The sequence below is a fragment of the Tyzzerella sp. An114 genome (assembly GCF_002161055.1).
Classification (GTDB): Bacteria; Bacillota; Clostridia; order Lachnospirales; family Anaerotignaceae; genus Fimicola; species Fimicola cottocaccae.
Map to the genome: position 1 here is coordinate 81,584 of NZ_NFLT01000001.1, position 17,000 is coordinate 98,583.

Annotated in this window: 15 protein-coding genes, 1 tRNA gene and 1 other annotated feature; of the genes, 2 read left to right on the plus strand and 14 right to left on the minus strand. The window is 31.6% G+C overall.

All coding sequences use genetic code 11. The features are described 5' to 3' along the window. Positions 1-222 precede the first annotated feature (222 nt). Positions 223-2,094 (plus strand): LTA synthase family protein, encoded by a 1,872-nt coding sequence (locus B5E58_RS00375; protein WP_088107695.1) that lies wholly within the window; start codon positions 223-225, stop codon positions 2,092-2,094. A 58-nt stretch (positions 2,095-2,152) separates the two neighbouring features. Here B5E58_RS00375 and B5E58_RS00380 read toward each other — a convergent pair whose 3' ends face one another. From B5E58_RS00380 to B5E58_RS00435, 12 genes are all read right to left on the minus strand, one after another. Next, on the minus strand, positions 2,153-3,499 hold the full coding sequence (locus B5E58_RS00380; protein WP_088107696.1) for an MATE family efflux transporter: 1,347 nt from the start codon (positions 3,497-3,499) through the stop codon (positions 2,153-2,155). An 81-nt stretch (positions 3,500-3,580) separates the two neighbouring features. After that, positions 3,581-4,393, minus strand: a complete 813-nt coding sequence (locus B5E58_RS00385) for a MerR family transcriptional regulator (RefSeq protein WP_088107697.1) — start codon at positions 4,391-4,393, stop codon at positions 3,581-3,583. Positions 4,394-4,460: 67 nt separating this feature from the next. Then, positions 4,461-4,808 (minus strand): type II toxin-antitoxin system PemK/MazF family toxin, encoded by a 348-nt coding sequence (locus tag B5E58_RS00390; protein WP_088107698.1) that lies wholly within the window; start codon positions 4,806-4,808, stop codon positions 4,461-4,463. A gap of 164 nt (positions 4,809-4,972) precedes the next feature. Next, positions 4,973-6,133: an alanine racemase gene (gene alr / locus B5E58_RS00395; protein WP_088107699.1), complete on the minus strand. Its 1,161-nt coding sequence runs from the start codon at positions 6,131-6,133 to the stop codon at positions 4,973-4,975. Between the two features lie 11 nt (positions 6,134-6,144). Continuing rightward, a complete protein-coding gene (locus B5E58_RS00400) occupies positions 6,145-6,777 on the minus strand; it encodes a LolA family protein (protein WP_088107700.1) in 633 nt (210 codons plus the stop codon). A gap of 54 nt (positions 6,778-6,831) precedes the next feature. After that, positions 6,832-8,370: an NAD(P)H-hydrate dehydratase gene (locus tag B5E58_RS00405; protein ID WP_158097624.1), complete on the minus strand. Its 1,539-nt coding sequence runs from the start codon at positions 8,368-8,370 to the stop codon at positions 6,832-6,834. A 1-nt stretch (position 8,371) separates the two neighbouring features. After that, positions 8,372-8,746: a holo-ACP synthase gene (gene acpS / locus B5E58_RS00410; protein ID WP_088107702.1), complete on the minus strand. Its 375-nt coding sequence runs from the start codon at positions 8,744-8,746 to the stop codon at positions 8,372-8,374. A 132-nt stretch (positions 8,747-8,878) separates the two neighbouring features. Continuing rightward, positions 8,879-9,874, minus strand: a complete 996-nt coding sequence (gene ilvC, locus B5E58_RS00415; RefSeq protein WP_088107703.1) for a ketol-acid reductoisomerase — start codon at positions 9,872-9,874, stop codon at positions 8,879-8,881. A 71-nt stretch (positions 9,875-9,945) separates the two neighbouring features. Continuing rightward, positions 9,946-10,199 (minus strand) — a binding site (T-box leader). A gap of 304 nt (positions 10,200-10,503) precedes the next feature. Further along, on the minus strand, positions 10,504-11,541 hold the full coding sequence (ltaE, locus tag B5E58_RS00420) for a low-specificity L-threonine aldolase (protein ID WP_088107704.1): 1,038 nt from the start codon (positions 11,539-11,541) through the stop codon (positions 10,504-10,506). Between the two features lie 115 nt (positions 11,542-11,656). Continuing rightward, on the minus strand, positions 11,657-13,276 hold the full coding sequence (locus tag B5E58_RS00425; protein WP_088107705.1) for an ABC-F family ATP-binding cassette domain-containing protein: 1,620 nt from the start codon (positions 13,274-13,276) through the stop codon (positions 11,657-11,659). Between the two features lie 88 nt (positions 13,277-13,364). Beyond that, positions 13,365-14,243, minus strand: a complete 879-nt coding sequence (locus B5E58_RS00430) for a DUF6612 family protein (RefSeq protein WP_088107706.1) — start codon at positions 14,241-14,243, stop codon at positions 13,365-13,367. A gap of 186 nt (positions 14,244-14,429) precedes the next feature. Further along, on the minus strand, positions 14,430-14,984 hold the full coding sequence (locus B5E58_RS00435) for a DUF5662 family protein (RefSeq protein WP_088107707.1): 555 nt from the start codon (positions 14,982-14,984) through the stop codon (positions 14,430-14,432). Between the two features lie 318 nt (positions 14,985-15,302). Between B5E58_RS00435 and B5E58_RS00440 the strand changes: the two genes are divergently transcribed. Next, a tRNA-Ser gene (locus B5E58_RS00440) sits at positions 15,303-15,391 on the plus strand. A gap of 57 nt (positions 15,392-15,448) precedes the next feature. Here B5E58_RS00440 and B5E58_RS00445 read toward each other — a convergent pair. Together B5E58_RS00445 and B5E58_RS00450 are read right to left on the minus strand one after the other, a co-directional pair. After that, the gene (locus B5E58_RS00445) at positions 15,449-16,609 is read right to left on the minus strand and encodes a site-specific integrase (protein ID WP_088107708.1); all 1,161 of its coding nucleotides are present in this window, start codon (positions 16,607-16,609) and stop codon (positions 15,449-15,451) included. A gap of 95 nt (positions 16,610-16,704) precedes the next feature. Further along, the gene (locus B5E58_RS00450) at positions 16,705-16,923 is read right to left on the minus strand and encodes a helix-turn-helix domain-containing protein (protein ID WP_088107709.1); all 219 of its coding nucleotides are present in this window, start codon (positions 16,921-16,923) and stop codon (positions 16,705-16,707) included. Between the last annotated feature and the right edge of the window lie 77 nt (positions 16,924-17,000).

Here is a 17,000-nt window from a genome sequence, read left to right on the forward strand (position 1 = left end):
TATTACATTTTTTTACATTATAAACCAAAACATGGCTCTGATTATTATATCAAATACTACATTTTTTTACAATAAACAAACTTCTTAAGATTTTATAAATACAAAAACAAAAGTTTTTTAATCAAAGTTAACAATTATTAATAAATTTGCGTATATTTCTTTACATTGCCTTAAAAAAGTTATAACATATTTAATCGGATTAGTATTTTTCAGGAGGTAGAGATGAAAACTTTTTTAAAACAAAAAATACAACTTGGTATAATATCATCAATTTTACTTATAATAGTATTTTCAATCGGAACAGCATATTTTATGATTAATGTTGCACCGGAAAATACAAAAGAATTTTTTGCTATGACAGAAAAATATCCTGCTCTTATATGGTTAAATTACATACCAATTCCACTATGCATGATACTTTTATATTTTCTTTTTAATAATGCTCTTTTAAGTGTATTTATATGTTCCGGCATATTTTCACTTATGGCCGTTGTTAACAATGTAAAAATACAAATGCGTCAGGACCCTTTTATTCCTTCTGACATAACTCTTATAAATGAAGTAAAAGCCATATTCACAAGTTTTGACGAAAGCTATATAAAAACTGCAATAACCGCTATTATTGTTTTTGTAGTTCTAATATTAATATCCATAATACTTTTTAAAGGCAAAAAGATGAATAATACACTGCGTTTTACTTGTTTTGCCTCAACCCTTGCAATAATGATGTGTATACATTTTTCTGTTTATGCAAGTTCATCATATTATGACTCCTTTGAAATAGAAGGAAATTACTATTTTAAAGTAAATCACTATGAGTCAAAAGGTTTCCTTTATAGTTTTATCCATGATATACATACTTTAAGTGTCCAAAAACCTGTTGGTTATGACAAAACTGTATATGAAAAAATGGAAAAGGAAACAAAAATTCCAAATTCATTAAAAACAAAAGAAAAACCTCATATAATAATGATTATGGGTGAAGCTTTCTCTGACCTCTCAGAAAATGAAAACATAGATTTTAAAGGTTACAGAGACCCTTTAAAAAACTTTAAAGAACTTTCAAAAAGTGACAATGCTGTAAGTGGTCACATAGTTGTACCAAACTTTGGTGGAGGAACATCCGACACAGAGTTTGACGTTTTTACAGCTTGTTCCACAAGATTTATAGACAACCCTCTTTCTTCATATAGTTTTGTAAGAAAAGATTTTGATGCTATGCCTTCTATACTTGATACAATAGGCTATGACAGTGTAGCAATTCATCCGGGGTATTCTTGGTTTTACAATCGTTATAATGTTTATAATTATTTCGGTTTTGACAAATCAATATTCCTTGAAGATAATTTTGAACCTGTAACTCAAAATAAAGGAATGTATATAAGTGATGAAGCCGCAACAGACAAAATAATAGAAAATTTTGAGGAACACATTGAAAACAGTGACAATCCTCTTTTTACATTCTGTGTAACAATACAAAACCATGGTCCTTATGAAGAAAAATATGGTTTTGACGGTAGAAACTTTAACACAGATATGGAACTTACAGACCACCAAACAAGTATAATGGGCAACTATTTTGAGGGCGTAAAAGATGCCGACAAAGAGCTTGGACGTCTTACAGATTATTTTGAAGACAGTGATGAGCCTGTTGTAATTGTATATTTCGGTGACCATCTTCCAGGATTTTCAAATGGTACTGAAAATTTTGAAGCTCTTGAATATGATATAAACCTTAACGGAACAAAAGAAGAATATCTTAATGCTTATAAAACTCCTTTCCTCATATGGGAAAATGACAGTGCAAAAGAAATTACAAATATCAAAGAAGTAGAAAAAACATTAAATCTTCCTAGTGATATGACTATAAGTTCAAATTATTTAGGTTCTCTTGTAATGGAACTTATGGGTTATGATAGCCTCTATCCTTTATGGCAATTTTCAAATAATCTTATGGAGGAAGTTCCTGTTGTGACAGAATATTTCTATGTAAACAACAAGGGTGAAATAACAGAAAAACTTCCCGAAAAAGAAACGGAAGATGTAAACCTTCTTAAAGGTTGGGCATATTATAAACTTTTTGATGAACAATAAAAAATCACTTAAAATAAAAGAGCGTCAAATAATTGACGCTCTTTTATTGCAAAAAGTTTCAAAGTTTTATTTTTTTATCATTTTTTGCCAAATATAATACATAAACTAATGTATATACAGCCATTATAAATGACACAGAAGGAGCAACAGTGCCTATTACACCTAAATTTTCCGGAAAATATTTACACACAATATATATAAGAGGCATTCTCAAAGCCAAAGCACCAAAACAACAACTTATCATTGTAAATATAGTTTTTGACCTTCCGTTCAAATATCCATTCATACAGAACACAAACAAAACACATATATAGTCAAAACTACAAGTCTTAAAAAATGGAATACCAACGGATATTATATTTTCATCTTTAGAAAAAATTCCTATCATACTTTCCGGTGAAATTTGAGCCCAACCGAAAAAAGCCAATGAAAATGGTAAAGCCGCCAAAATTCCTATAAATAATGATTTTGTCATTCTGTCATATTTTTCAGCTCCATAATTTTGGGCTACAATAGCAGATAAAGCAGAAGCAACAGATGTAGCAGGAAGCATTGCAAAAACATCATATTTGCTGGCTATTCCAACAGCTGATGAAGCATTAACTCCTAAACTGTTTGTTACAGATGTCAAATATAGAAATGAAAGTCTAACCATACACTCTTGAAAGGATACAGGTATACCAACCCATGCTAAAGATTTTAATTTATCCTTTGAAATTTTAAAATTTGAAAGTTTAAAATCAAATATAAAATTTTTATTTTTAAGATATATAATAGCAAAAACCATGCTTATTCCCTGTGAAAATATAGTTGCTAAAGCTGTTCCCTTAACACCCATATTAAAATATTTAACAAGCAAAATATCCCCAAAAATATTTATACATCCGGCTATAAAAACAAAAACAAGGGGACTTTTAGAGTCGCCATAACCTCTCAATATAGCACTTATAGCATTATACCCACATATAAAAATAATTCCACAGGCACATACAGAAACATACTCCTTAGCCTCATCAAAAGCACTTTTTGGAGTTTGAAGAAGTGTAAGTATATTGTCAACAAACACAAGCATAACCACAGTAAGTATTATACCTACAATAAAAAATATTGTAAGATTTGTTCCTATTGTTGTTTTTATATCCTCCTCCCTTTTCATTCCTGCATATCTTCCTACAATAACAGTTCCTCCCAATGTCAAACCAGATATTATACTTGTTATAATCTGTGTAACCTGAGTTCCTGTTGACACAGCCGAGACACTATCAGGAGTACAATATTTTCCTATAACCATAAGGTCAACAGCTCCATATAATGCTTGTATAATATTTGCCAACAAAAAAGGTATTGCAAAAGTTATAACAGTTTTTACAATATTTCCACTGGTAAGGTCTTTTTCATCTGTCAATTTAATCCCCCCTAATATTTTATAACAAAAAAATAAACCCTCCAGTAATTGGAGAGTCAAGTATTTTTAAAAATACTATAATTATAAATAGGGTATCTGTATTTCTGTTACAAACTTATCTCTATCATTCGTCATTCCATAATCTATTAAAGTTATCTCAACCGAATTTCCATTTATATTATATCCCTTATTATATATGTATTTTACAACGTCCCTATAATAATTTTCAGCCTCACTGTGAGTTCCTTTAAATCTCACTGTCACATAATTTCCCGAAGGTATTGTTCTCATTTTATCACTGCTTATATATTCATCTTCAAGTATAACGAATATTGATGAAAAAGTTTTAAAAGAACCTTTCTTTATATTCTCCTCAGAAATAGAAACACCAACCTTTCCCAAAAACATTACAGCATCAAGGTTATTTTCTATTTCAAGCTCCCTTATTTTATATTCAAGATTTTCATTTATAGGAATATTTTTTCTTAAAATAGCCACATTTCTCTCATGTATATATTTTTCCTCTATAATACCATACTTTGTATTTACAGCATCATTTATCTGTTCAAGTCTTTTATTTATTTTTCTTTCAATAATCTCAAGTTTCTTTCTTTTTCCTTCAATCTCTTTTTTGTGCATATTAAAAATATTTATTATATTGTCTGTATCTCTATTTTCAATGAAATATTTTATTTTTGGAATAGGCACATCAAGAGTGCGAAGATATTTTATTGTATTTAAAAGTTCAAATTGATTTACAGAATAGTATCTGTAACCGCTTTCAGGATTAACATACTCAGGTTTTAAAAGTCCTATATCATCATAATATCTAAGGGTTCTAACATTTATATTAAAGAGTTTAGATATTTCACCTATCAAAAAAAGCTCTTGCAATTATTTTTCCTCCTCTATATTTTAACAAAACAAAGGGAAACGGAAAAAAATCCGTCTCCCTATAACTTTACTTAAATAATCCCAAACTTGTCATAAGAGCTGTGTCAACTTTTCTCATAATAGGCATATCTAATTGACAAACTTTCTCTCTCAATCTTTTTTTGTCTATTGTTCTTATCTGTTCAAGAAGTATAACAGAGTCTTTCACAAGTCTATATTTTGAGGCTTCTATCTCTATATGAGTAGGAAGTTTAGCCTTATTTATCTGAGAAGTTACAGCGGCACATATAACAGTTGGACTATATTTATTTCCAACATCATTTTGCACTATTAAAACAGGTCTAACACCTCCCTGTTCACTTCCCACAACAGGACTTAAATCAGCATAATATATATCTCCTCGTCGTACAATCACAATATTCACACTCCGTAAAATTATTTTACAGTCAATGTGAAACAAATAAAAACACTATATAAGGATTACTCTTTTTTTAAATTAATATGTAATATCCATAAAACTGTTTCACAGACCAAAGTTATATTTTTATTATTGCCTTTAGCCTTATTTTTAATACAGTTTTAAATAAAATTTACAGTTTTTATTGTCTTATTATTTTTTATGTACTCTCTAGGCACTCTTTTTCCTATCATACACACAACTTCATAGTTTATTGTATCAAGTACCTTAGCAATTTCATCAGCAGTTATTGATATATTTCCGTCAGAACCCATAAGTATAACATCATCTCCCGGTTTAACATCTGGAATGTCTGTGACATCAATCATAAACTGATCCATACAAACCCTACCTACAATAGGAGCATAATGACCATTAACTATAACTCTACCGCCCTTTTGCATTCTTCTAATATATCCATCAGCATATCCAACAGGCACAGTTGCAATAACACTTTCTTTATCTGTATAGTATGTTCTTCCATAGCTTAAAGGAACACCAACACCTACATTTTTAACATAACTGATATGAGTTTTTATGCTCATAACAGGTTTAAGGCTTAAATTCTCTTTTTTAACATCATCAGAAGGATACATTCCATAAAGTATTACACCGGCACGAACCATATTAAAGCCTAAATCCTCCAAATCCATTATGGCCGCACTATTAGCACAGTGTTTAACAGGAAGATTTATTCCCCTTTTTTCAATTTCATCTATTGCATACTTAAATCTTTCAATTTGAAGTCTTGTAAAGGATTTATCAGTCTCATCAGATGTTGAGAAATGAGTAAATATACCATTAATCTCTATATTAGGAAGTTTTGATATTTTTAAAACCTCCTCACCAATATTTTCATCAGGCATAAAACCAATTCTTCCCATACCTGTATCAACTTTTATATGTATCTTAGCAATTTTATTCTGTTTTACAGCTGCATCAGAAACAAGTTTTGCCATATCATAAGAAAATACAGTCTGTATAATATCATATCTCACAACATCATCAATTTTTGTTTCAAGAGTATAACCAAGTATGAGTATAGGAACCATAATATTATTCTGTCTAAGCTGTATAGCCTCATCAATCATGGCAACTCCCAGCCAGTCAGCACCATTATATAAAAGCACCTTTGACACTTCAACAGCACCATGACCATAAGCGTCAGCCTTTACAATACCCATTATTTTTGAATTTTTATTAACTCTTTCTCTTATGTTTCTTATGTTATATGCAACAGCATCAAGGTCAATTTCTGCTGTCACTCTCTGGTATTCTGTCATTTTACTTCCTCCTAAACTTCAGGTATTTTAAAAATATTTTCATCAATATCAATGTTATATTCAAAATCCTTATATTCTATAATATATCTTTCTTTACCCTCTGTGTCATAAATGACAAGTTTTAAAGGTTTTAAAGTTTCCTCATCAATCCATAATTTTTCTGTGGCTGTATATTTATTTTCTCCTGGTATAACCGCCTCAAGAACTGTACTTTTTTGAATATCCATATTTCCCGTCTCTACGGTCACATCTTCAGACTGAAAATAATTTTTTATAAAACAGCCTAAAAAAAGCTCGTTTCTCATTTGAGATTTAGGAACTCCCTGTATAACTTTACCCTGTATTCTTGGATTATACTGAAAAACAGACTCACCATTATATACAGTATAATTTCCTGCTACATCTTCAGGAGCTAACATTTCTAATTTATACTCTCCTGTACTTTTATAATACTGTTTTATTTCATATACATTTTCGCTTTTGTTTGAAATTCTTGTGAGTGTTCCTGTACATTGATAGCTTTCCATATTTTTAAGTTGATTTTGTATTTTTTCCATTGTTGAAACTTCATCTTTTTTAATACTGCAACCTGAAAATACAGTAATTAAAAAAACTATCAATATAAAACTTTTAAACACCTTCATAAAAAACTTCCTTTCAATATATGTTTAAAACATTATATTGAAAAAAAGTGTAATTTATTCTAATATGCTTTTCAAAGCTTCCGGTATAATATCGGCAAAATCTCCCGAAAGACTACCATAGTTTGTAAATCTTTCACCTGCAATTTCTCCTGTTATGCCATGTATATAAGCACCTAAAACAGCACTTTCAAAGGTGTCACAGCCTTGAGACACAAGGCTTCCTATTATTCCAGATAAAACATCTCCCGAACCACCTTTTGCCAGTGCAGAACTGCCCCTTGTATTAATATAAAACTCTCCTTTAGGATTTGCAATAACCGTTCTTGAATCTTTTAAAAGAACAACACAATTATGTGTTTTTGCAAAATCTAAAGCAACATCAACAGTATTATTTAAAATATCTTTAACAGGAATGCCTGTAAGTCTCTCCATTTCTTTAGGGTGAGGAGTTATTATAGGCATTTTTTTCATTTTTTTAAGTATATCTGTATCATCAGCAATGGCATTTAAACCGTCAGCATCTATAACAGCTGTAACATCAATATCAACAAGTATCTGTTTTACAAACTCTGAAACTTGTTTTCTACCTCCAAGTCCCGGACCTATAACAAAAGCTGAAGCCTTATACATTTCATGCTCCACATCATCAATGCTATCTTTATATACAAATCCTCCCATATCTTCAAGAGGTATATATACAGCTTCAGGAAGTATACTTTGCATTACACTGACAGCCGAATTAACAATACAAGAATGGACAACGCCACAGCCGGTTCTGTAAGCACTCTTACAACAAAGATATGAAGCTCCTGTCATACCCTTTGAACCTGCCACAACAAAAAGTCTACCATAAGTGCCCTTATTACTTCTCTTAATTCGTTTAGGCATAATTTCAAAGGCTTCTTCCTTAGTCAAAACATTTCCCTTTATATCCATATCATTTTCATAAATTATACTAGGCATAGAAATATCAGCCACAGTAAGTTTGCCCGTATATAAAAATGAATTTTCCAAATAAAGACCTCTTTTAGGTAATGCCAAAGTTACAGTCTCATCAGCAACAACACAAGAACCTAAAATTTCTCCTGTATCACTATCAAGACCAGAAGGAATATCAACACTTATAACATATTTTTCACTTTTATTTATACTTTCAATAACAGTTTTATAAGGCTCTCTAACTTCACCCTTTAACCCTGTTCCAAGTAATGCATCAACTATAAAATCACATTTAAAAATCTCTTTTTCAAATATTTCAGGTTTATATGTTTTTATATCTATTCCAATTTTTTCGGCAATTTCAATATTTGTAAGAGCGTCTCCTTTTATATCACTTTTCTCAGATACAACTATCAAAGAAACACTATATCCTTTATTTTTTAAAAGCCTTGCAACTACAAAGCCATCTCCACCGTTATTTCCTTTTCCTGCAACTATTAAAACATTACTTTTACCACTTTTAGAAATATAATTTTCACAAACATCAAAAACACATCTTCCCGCATTCTCCATAAGAACAATACCGGGAATACCATATTTTTCAATAGCTGTTTTATCTATATTTCTCATTTCCGCCCCTGTTGTAACTTTCAAATCAAAGACCTCCCTCCGCAACAGCGAAACTTTGAGCATAATCTTTACAATGGGTTATTGACACATGAATAGCATCAATACCCTTTTTGTCACATATTTCTTTAGCATTATTAAAAACATTAACAAAAGGCTTACCCTTTTCGTCTTTTAATATTTCTATATCAGAGGAACTAAATCCTGAAAAACCTGTACCCATAGCCTTGACAACAGACTCTTTTGCAGAAAACACTCCAGCTATTGTTTCAGCCCTATTTTTTTTATCTAAAAACTGCCGTCTCTCATTTTCTGTAAAATATTTAATTAAAAAACTTTCTCTCTCAATAGCTTTTTTAATTCTATTAATCTCTATAATGTCAGTACCTATTCCCTTTATCACAAAATATCACCTTTTTTATTATTTATTATACTCCCATAAAATTAATAGAACAATATACATAAAAAACAGGTATCTGAAAAAAATCAGATACCTGTAATTATTATAAACCAATATTAAACAAACTATTATGAATTATTTCTTTAACCAGCTCATCATGCTACGAAGTTTAGCACCAACTTTTTCGATTGGGTGTTCAGCAGCAACACGACGCATAGCAAGGAAGTGAGCTCTACCACTTGCACGGTTTTCAGCAATCCAGTTACCAGCGAATGTACCGTCCTGAATGTCTTTAAGAACGCCTTTCATAGCTTTTCTTGTTTCATCAGTAACAATCTTTGGTCCTGTGATGTAGTCACCGTATTCAGCTGTATCAGAGCAAGAATATCTCATGAATGACATACCGCCTCTGTTGCAAAGGTCAACGATAAGTTTCATTTCATGGAAACATTCAAAGTAAGCCATTTCTGGAGCATATCCAGCTTCAACAAGAGTTTCGAAACCAGCCTGCATAAGAGCACAAACACCACCACAGAGTACAGCCTGTTCACCGAAAAGGTCTGTTTCTGTTTCTTCTTTAAATGTTGTCTCAATGATACCTGCACGAGCAGCACCGATACCAGCAGCATAAGCAAGAGCATAATCTTTAGCTTTTCCTGAAGCGTCCTGATATACAGCGATAAGAGCAGGAACACCCATACCAGCCTGATATGTTTCTCTTACAGTATGTCCAGGTCCTTTAGGAGCACACATTGTTACGTCAACAGTAGCTGGTGGTACTATCTGATTGTAATGGATATTAAAACCGTGAGCAAACATAAGCATTGCACCATCTTTAAGGTTTGGAGCAACTGATTCTTTGTAGATATCAGCAGCTTTTTCGTCTGGAACAAGCATCATAACAACATCAGCTACTTTAACAGCTTCTGGAACTTCCATAACTTCAAGACCAGCAGCTTTAGCTTCTGCAACTCTTGCAGATGTACTTCTTAAACCTACAACAACGTCCATTCCACTTTCTTTAAGGTTGTTAGCATGAGCATGTCCCTGGCTACCATAACCAATAACAGCTATTTTCTTTCCTTCTAATAATCCTAAATTACAATCTGCATCATAGTACATTTTTACCATAATTAATTCCCCCAAATCTGTTTATTATATTTTTTACAATCCATTAAACAAAAAAACCTTTGTTCTAAAATATTAGAGACAAAGGCAAAACTCTGCGGTACCACTCTGATTGCTTTTTATACCAAAAATATAAAAAGCCACTCACTGCCAAATAATTGGCTAACACTTTAACGGGTGTTATGCGTTCAGAGCTTACACAGCAATCATATTGCCTTCAGCCGAATACTCAAAGGTGATTTTTCATATACATATTGTACTATCTCTCACTAACCGATAGCTCTCTGAAACAAAAATATATACTACTTTTCCTTGTCAATGTATTTTGTATTTATTACTTTGTGACACCAATTATGCACCCATTCACAAAAAAAGGCAATAGTCAAAGATATACAAAATAATATAAAATTCTTTATGTTTTTTGTATACATACATACCCTTTATATAAAACTTTACCAAAGTTTATAGGTTTTTGACCCAAAGACAATGTAAGCCTTTTACATACATATGTCCTTGTCACATTGTACAAAATCAAATACAATTTTATACTGTATTCAAAACACAGAATATATTTAAAATAAAAAAACAGAGTGTATGAAAAAAAATACAACTCTGTTTTTAAAAAAATACAATTATTCAGCTAATTTCATAAGTTCAATAACTGTATCAATCTCCTCTTTTGAAACATAATAGTTTGTTACAAAACGCATTATACCATTATCTTCACCATTAATTGAAACACCATTATCATCAAGGTATCTTACAAGACTATCTGCTGAAAGTCTGTAATCTTTAAGTTTAAAGAATACCATATTAATTTCAACTCTATCTTTAAACACTTCAATTCCTTTTATCTCTGAAAGTCTTTCTGCAAAATATTTTGCATTTTCATGGTCTTCTTTAAGTCTGTCTGTCATTTCTTCAAGGGCAACAATTCCAGCAGCAGCAAGTATTCCAGCTTGACGCATTCCACCGCCCAATATTTTTCTTTTTCTTCTTGCTTTTTCAATAAACTCTTTACTTCCTATAAGTACAGAGCCAACAGGTGCACAAAGTCCCTTTGAGAGACATACAGATATAGTATCAAAATATTTTGAAAGTTCTTTTACATCTGTACCAAGAACACAAGCGGCATTGAAAATTCTTGCACCGTCCACATGGACAGGTATTCTATAACTATCAGCAAGCTCTTTTATATTTTTCATATACTCAACACTTCTAACACGTCCGTCAGAGTCTGCATTTTCATATGTAATAAGAGAAGTTCTTGGCTGATGAATATCATCAGGGTCTTTTCTTATAGCATCTTCAACGGCATCAAGAGGCATTTCACCGCCCTTTATAGTCTGTATACATCTAAGCTGTGCTCCTGCTATTATTGAGGCAGCAGCAGCCTCATGCTGTACAATATGACATCTATCTGGAAGTATAACTTCTGTTCCTCTATCAGCATGAACAAATAAAGCTAACTGGTTACTCATTGTACCAGAAGGAACAAATATAGCAGCCTCTTTTCCAAACTTTTCAGCGGCAAGTTTTTCAAGTTTATTTATTGTAGGGTCTTCACCGTAAACATCATCACCCACAGGTGCTTCAAACATAGCTTTACGCATTTTTTCAGTAGGTATTGTTACAGTGTCACTTCTAAGATTGATTTTTCCGTTTATCATAATAATTACACCTCTTAATATAAATTAAATATAAAAAATAAGGCTGTCCCTTTTTCTCTGATAAATATATCATAACTATAAAAAAGGAACAACCTATTTTAATTATTTATATAAATTAGCTGAGTTTAGCTCTCATAGCGTCAACGTCCTCATTGTCGATATACTCGTCAAATGTTTCACGTCTGTCAATAATTCCATTAGGAAGTATTTCGATAATTCTGTTTGCTATTGTTTGAACAAACTGGTGGTCATGGGAGTCAAAGAGAAGTGTTCCCTTATAATCACAAAGACCTTCATTTAATGCTGTAATTGACTCAAGGTCAAGGTGGTTAGTTGGCTCATCAAGTATAAGTACATTAGCTCCTGACATCATCATTTTACAGAGCATACAACGAACTTTTTCTCCTCCTGAAAGTACATTAGCAGCTTTTAAAGCCTCCTCACCAGAGAAAAGCATTCTACCAAGCCAGCCTCTTATGTCTGAGTCGTACTGTTCGCCTGGTTTAGCGTATGGTCTAAGCCATTCTATAAGAGACTCTGTAAAGTTGTCGAAATATTCGCTGTTATCTTTAGGGAAATAAGCTGTTGATGTTGTTATACCCCACTTAAATGTTCCTTCGTCTGGCTCCATTTCACCCATAAGTATTTTAAAGAGTGTTGTTCTTGCAATTTCATCATCACCAACAAAAGCGATTTTATCGTTAGGTGAAACAATAAAGCTTACATCATTTAAAACTTTTCTGTCACCTATTGTTTTTGAAATTCCACTAACTTCAAGAACGTCATTTCCAACTTCTCTATCCTGTTTAAAGTTTACAAAAGGATATTTTCTTGAAGAAGGTTTAATATTATTCATCTGAAGGTTATCAAGAAGTTTCTTTCTTGATGTAGCCTGTTTTGATTTTGACGCATTAGCACTGAAACGCTGAATGAACTCTTGAAGTTCTTTCATTTTCTGTTCAATTCTCTTATTCTCGTCTCTAAGCTGTCTCTGTGTCATCTGTGTATACTGATACCAGAAATCATAGTTACCTACATACATAGTAATTGCACCGTAGTCAATATCCGCAATATGAGTACATACTTTATTGAGGAAATGACGGTCATGAGAAACTACTATAACAGTGTTTTCAAAGTCCATAAGGAAGTTTTCAAGCCATTTTATAGATGCAAGGTCAAGGTGGTTAGTAGGCTCGTCAAGAAGAAGTATATCAGGGTTTCCAAAAAGAGCCTGTGCAAGAAGAACTTTAACCTTCTGATTACCTGTAAGTTCACTCATTGGAACATAATGAAATTCATTTGTAATTCCAAGACCATTTAAGAGTATTTCAGCATTAGACTCAGCAGTCCAACCGTCAAGCTCTGCAAATTCAGCTTCAAGCTCAGAAACTTTTATACCGTCCTCATCATTGAAATCAGGTTTTGCATAGAGAGCTTCTTTTTCTTTCATAATATCAAAAAGTCTCTTATGTCCATAAAGAACCGCATCAACAACTATAAAATCATCAAACATGAAGTGGTCCTGTTTTAAAACTGCAAGTCTCTCACCTGGTGTAATTGAAACTTCACCTTTGTTAGGCTCAATATCTCCTGCAAGTATTTTTAAGAAAGTTGATTTTCCTGTGCCATTTGCACCTATAAGACCGTAACAGTTACCCTTTGTAAAAGTAACATTAACATCTTTAAAAAGTGTTCTACCTCCATACTGGAGTGAAACGCCATGTGCTCCTATCATTTATAAATTCTCCTTTTTAAAATATATATTTATTTTTCCAATAAAAAACCGCTGCAAAGGCAGTGGTTTTTTAATTATTAATTATTGATTATGAACCGAAAACAGCTGTTGAAAGAGCTGCCTCTGGTATTTCTGTCATTTCCACAGAGTTATAGTTTGACATAACAATGTCTATTGTATATTTCTCTGCTGTAAGCTTTGTAACTCCTGAACCTTCAGGGAAACTTGCTATTATATTATCTATAAGAGTTTGAAGTGTTTTTTCAAGATTGCAATTTATTTCAGCAATATTTCCTGTCTCAGAGTCAACATACATTGTGAATTCAATAGGCTCAACACCTTCATAGGACTCCTCTGAATAACCTGAAAAACCTACATATGAAAATGCATTAAGCTCATTTATAAGCTCTGAAATTTTTTCTGCTGGTATTGTAGCAGTAAGTTTTATTCTATCATCATTTTTTGTATTCTCGTCCATTGTAATATTATCAGCAAGTGTGAGAATTGTCTCTATATCTTTTCTAATGTCTTCATTGTCATAAGACTCTGCATACTGTTCAATAGTTTTTTTCTGGTGTGTCCACTGTCCACCATTAGTATTATAAGTATGAACATCATCACCTTCAACAGTTACATAAGTCTCTGAAGTTGTAGCCTGTCCTGTTCCCTCATCAGCTGATACAGTCTTTTTAATATAAAGAGGGTCTGCAATAAAATCTATATTTGACTCAACTAAAACATTTGAATCAACTCCGCCTCCTGTAAGAGTACCGTCAACTTTTGTTGTAGCTGTATAGCTTGATGTATTTTTAATATTTTCCAAAGCCTTGTCAAATACACTTTCTGCTGTTACAGTTTCTGTTGTCATAGTGCTTTTGCTATCATTTTTATCATTATTACAAGCAGTGAAAGAAACTGCCATAATACCTATCATAATAGCTGCTGCAAATCTCTTAAAAGTCTTCATATTTCATTCCTCCTTGTATTTCTCTCAAACATATAATTAATGCTGAAATAATACTTTAAATATTCTATATTATAAATTAATATATTTCAAGAAAATTTTAACTTAAATACAGTTAATTTATATATATATTATAACACAGGAAATATAAAAATAAAATTTTATAAATTCTTACAATTTACCTACTTTTTAATAAAGTTTTTTACCTTTATTAATTTGCTTTACAAGTTTTCTTGCATAATCAAGAGTGTATTTTTCGCCTTTTTTAGAAAGCATACAGAGAAGCTTTTCCAAAAGTTTTTGAGCCTTAGGGTGCATTATCACAAAATCCCTTCCCTGCATATAGTATTCCAAAGGGCTACTATCTGTATACATTTCTTTTTGGTAAACTTTACAAGCTGCAATTCTATCTGCAAGCATTTCTATGACATACTTTTCAGGTATTTTCATACCTGTTAAAGGTGCGTCTTTTCTTCCGCTGTAATCTATCCAATACTCATAATGATGTTTGTTTCTGCCTTTGTGATGTAACCATGAAGAAGAATATCCTATATCCTCCCTCTCTGCATTATTAGGGCTTCTATTCCCTTGAAAATATTTAGCTCCCACAATAAACTCTGTATAAGAATACTTTGACATATCATGTAAAATTCCTTGTTTAAAAAGTCCCATTTTAAAGCAGTATTGCATTACAAGCCATTTATGGTATGTTATTGTCTTAAAATGTCCTATAAATTTATTCATAAAAATTCCCTCTATTCCTATAATCAATCCTAACTATATTATCACAAAAAACTCTATAAATACAGGGTAAATTGCATTTTTCTTGACAATGTATTAATATACATTTATTATATAATGTAGTCTAATTAATGGAGACGTATCGAAGTGGTCATAACGAGGCTGACTCGAAATCCAATAGGTATATTTAATAACAGATGCCTGAAAATAGCTAAATATAAGGCTTTCAGCAAATATATTAAATAGAAAAAAGCTAAAATGCTAACAAATTGCTAACAGAATAATTTTTCTGATTTTTTAAAAATAATTTAATATTAATATGGAGATGTACCGAAGTGGTTGTAACGGGTCTGATTCGAAATCAGTTTGTCGTTAATAGCGGCACGTGGGTTCGAATCCCACCATCTCCGCTTATTGAAACCTTGATAATTCAAGGTTTCTTTTTTATTTCAATCTATATTAATAATTTATTTACTTTTTAATGCATTACCAATAGCATCAGCAGACAGTTGTTTTGAATGATAATCAATATGAGAATATACGTCTGCTGTTGTAGAAAAGTTAGAATGTCCAAGCCATTCTTGAATTGATTTCATAGATATTCCTTCTGATACAAGCATACTGGCACAACTATGTCTTAATTCTTTAAAGGTTATTTTCTTTAATCCATATTTTTTCAATAATATTCTGAAATGGTCACTTACAAAATTAGGACGAAAAAGTTTTCCCATTTCATTTACACAAACATAGTCTAAATATTCTGTACAAAAACTGTTTCCAAATAAGTTCCTGTTACGCTCAAGCTTTGCTTTATGCTTCAAAAGATTTTCTTCAACAACTGGAATTAATGGAAGTGTTCGGTAACTAGATTTTGTTTTCAGCTTGTCCTCAGCATAAACAATTGTTTTTCCGTTTTCAGTAAGCTCTATAACTTTATGATTTACTGTAATTGTTTTATTTTCAAAGTCAATAGCACTCCAACGCATACCAATAGTTTCACTTCTACGAAATCCATAATATGCACTTAAAATTATTGGTATGTAAATAGGGTCGTCTTTTGCAACATCTAACAAAGTCAAAATTTCTTCCTTGGTATAAAAACTTGCAATGTGCTTATTTTTCTTAGGACGTTTTACACGTTCAACAGGATTACTTGGTATATAATCATTTTTCACAGCATAGGCAAGTGCCTGATGAAGTACAGCATGATAATGAATTACTGTATTTGTTGTATATCCCTGTTCTAAAATTTCATCATAAAGCATTTTTATGTGTTTAGGTTCAACTTCTGTTAAAAGCAAGTTTAATTTCTTAAAATGAGGTTTTATTCGTGCTTCAATCATATTGCTGTAACTTTTATATGTGGCACGTTCCACTAAAGGCTTTATAATTTTAAGCCACTCATCTAAGTAATCATTTATAAAAATTCTACTGCCGTCCATATTTTCCATTGACTCTTGTGTTTCGTATGTGCGTTTCATATTCTCCAAAAATTCTAAAGCACGTCTTTTATTTCCCTTTATAGATAAACCTGTACTTGCAGATTTTTGTTTTCTTTTGCCATTAACATAATAGCTGACAACAGCATAATAAATTCCGTTTCTTTCATAAATACTTCCTGTTACCATAAAAATTCTCCTTTCTTTAAAAATCGTCCATCTAAGGTGTTTTGGTATATTACCATAGTCGGATAGTTTTTAACAGTCTTTTTTATTGTTTCTTTTTATTTATTGTTTTCATATAGAAATTTAATGATATTGACTTTTGGAATTAAATACATACGTCCTATTTTCACAGATTGCATTTTTCCACTTTTTAAAAGAGCATAAGCAGTAGTTCTACCAATCCCCCCAAGCATTTTTCGCATATCTTCTACATGAACTACATCAGGATATGAGCGAAACATTTTAAAATAATCATTTTTTGATGAAATTTGCGTCATATTATATCCCCCACTTTACGTTTTGTGTTATAATATTAAAAAAGTAATAGTATAACTGCTTAAAACTATTACTTATA

Coding starts and splice junctions, on each gene's coding strand:
- ltaE (WP_088107704.1), bottom strand. CDS start 11,541: ATGATAAACGGAAAAATCAATCTTAGAAGTGACACTGTAACAATACCT.
- B5E58_RS00450 (WP_088107709.1), bottom strand. CDS start 16,923: ATGACGCAAATTTCATCAAAAAATGATTATTTTAAAATGTTTCGCTCA.
- alr (WP_088107699.1), bottom strand. CDS start 6,133: ATGACAGAATACCAGAGAGTGACAGCAGAAATTGACCTTGATGCTGTT.
- B5E58_RS00375 (WP_088107695.1), top strand. CDS start 223: ATGAAAACTTTTTTAAAACAAAAAATACAACTTGGTATAATATCATCA.
- B5E58_RS00435 (WP_088107707.1), bottom strand. CDS start 14,984: ATGAATAAATTTATAGGACATTTTAAGACAATAACATACCATAAATGG.
- ilvC (WP_088107703.1), bottom strand. CDS start 9,874: ATGGTAAAAATGTACTATGATGCAGATTGTAATTTAGGATTATTAGAA.
- B5E58_RS00400 (WP_088107700.1), bottom strand. CDS start 6,777: ATGAAGGTGTTTAAAAGTTTTATATTGATAGTTTTTTTAATTACTGTA.
- B5E58_RS00445 (WP_088107708.1), bottom strand. CDS start 16,609: ATGGTAACAGGAAGTATTTATGAAAGAAACGGAATTTATTATGCTGTT.
- B5E58_RS00425 (WP_088107705.1), bottom strand. CDS start 13,276: ATGATAGGAGCACATGGCGTTTCACTCCAGTATGGAGGTAGAACACTT.
- B5E58_RS00430 (WP_088107706.1), bottom strand. CDS start 14,243: ATGAAGACTTTTAAGAGATTTGCAGCAGCTATTATGATAGGTATTATG.